This window comes from Streptococcus mitis (assembly GCF_047462815.1).
Classification (GTDB): Bacteria; Bacillota; Bacilli; order Lactobacillales; family Streptococcaceae; genus Streptococcus; species Streptococcus mitis_DO.
In genome coordinates, this window is sequence record NZ_JASHFB010000023.1 from 1 (window position 1) to 1,735 (window position 1,735).

The 1,735-nt window shown below is 48.6% G+C and carries 1 protein-coding gene; it reads left to right on the forward strand.

What is annotated here, in order from left to right; genetic code table 11:
* The coding region (locus QM865_RS09085) for a hypothetical protein (protein ID WP_414306501.1) at positions 1–1,735 on the forward strand (1,735 nt) is incomplete at both ends.

Here is a 1,735-nt window from a genome sequence, read left to right on the forward strand (position 1 = left end):
TTGAGGCTGACGTGCTAGCCGATGTACTTGCACTTGTTGATGCTGATGTACTTGCGCTTGTTGAGGCTGACGTGCTAGCCGATGTACTTGCACTTGTTGATGCTGATGTACTTGCTGATGTACTTGCTGATGTGCTTGCACTTGTTGAGGCTGACGTACTTGCTGACGTACTTGCGCTCGTTGAAGCTGACGTGCTAGCCGATGTACTTGCGCTTGTTGAGGCTGACGTACTTGCTGATGTGCTAGCCGATGTACTTGCACTTGTTGAGGCTGACGTACTTGCTGATGTACTTGCGCTTGTTGATGCTGACGTACTTGCTGAGGTACTTGCGCTCGTTGAAGCTGACGTACTTGCTGATGTACTTGCACTTGTTGAGGCTGACGTACTTGCGCTTGTTGATGCTGACGCACTTGCTGATGTGCTAGCCGATGTGCTAGCCGACGTGCTTGCACTTGTTGATGCTGATGTACTTGCACTTGTTGATGCTGATGTACTTGTTGATGCTGATGTACTTGCTGAGGTACTTGCGCTTGTTGAAGCTGATGTACTTGCTGATGTGCTTGCACTTGTTGATGCTGATGTACTTGCGCTTGTTGAGGCTGACGTACTTGCTGACGTACTTGCTGATGTGCTTGCACTTGTTGATGCTGATGTACTTGCTGATGTACTTGCACTTGTTGATGCTGACGTACTTACGCTCGTTGAAGCTGATGTACTTGCTGATGTGCTTGCGCTTGTTGAAGCTGACGTACTTGCTGAGGTACTTGCGCTTGTTGATGCTGACGTACTTGCTGATGTACTTGCACTTGTTGATGCTGATGTACTTGCGCTTGTTGAGGCTGACGTACTTGCTGATGTGCTAGCCGATGTACTTGCACTTGTTGATGCTGACGTACTTACTGATGTACTTGCGCTTGTTGATGCTGACGTACTTGCTGAGGTACTTGCGCTCGTTGAAGCTGACGTACTTGCTGATGTACTTGCACTTGTTGATGCTGACGCACTTGCTGATGTACTTGCGCTCGTTGAAGCTGACGTACTTGCTGATGTGCTAGCCGATGTGCTAGCCGACGTGCTTGCACTTGTTGATGCTGATGTACTTGTTGATGCTGATGTACTTGCTGAGGTACTTGCGCTTGTTGAAGCTGATGTACTTGCTGATGTGCTTGCGCTTGTTGAAGCTGACGTACTTGCTGATGTGCTTGCGCTTGTTGAAGCTGATGTACTTGCTGATGTACTTGCACTTGTTGATGCTGATGTACTTGCGCTTGTTGAGGCTGACGTGCTAGCCGATGTACTTGCACTTGTTGAGGCTGATGTACTTGCTGATGTACTTGCACTTGTTGAGGCTGATGTACTTGCTGATGTGCTTGCACTTGTTGAGGCTGACGTACTTGCTGACGTACTTGCGCTCGTTGAAGCTGACGTGCTAGCCGATGTACTTGCACTTGTTGAGGCTGATGTACTTGCTGATGTACTTGCGCTTGTTGAGGCTGACGTACTTGCTGATGTACTTGCACTTGTTGAAGCTGATGTACTTGCTGATGTACTTGCGCTTGTTGAAGCTGATGTACTTGCTGATGTGCTTGCACTTGTTGAGGCTGACGTACTTGCTGACGTACTTGCGCTCGTTGAAGCTGACGTGCTAGCCGATGTACTTGCACTTGTTGAGGCTGACGTGCTAGCCGATGTACTTGCACTTGTTGATGCTGATGTACTTGCTGATGTACTTGC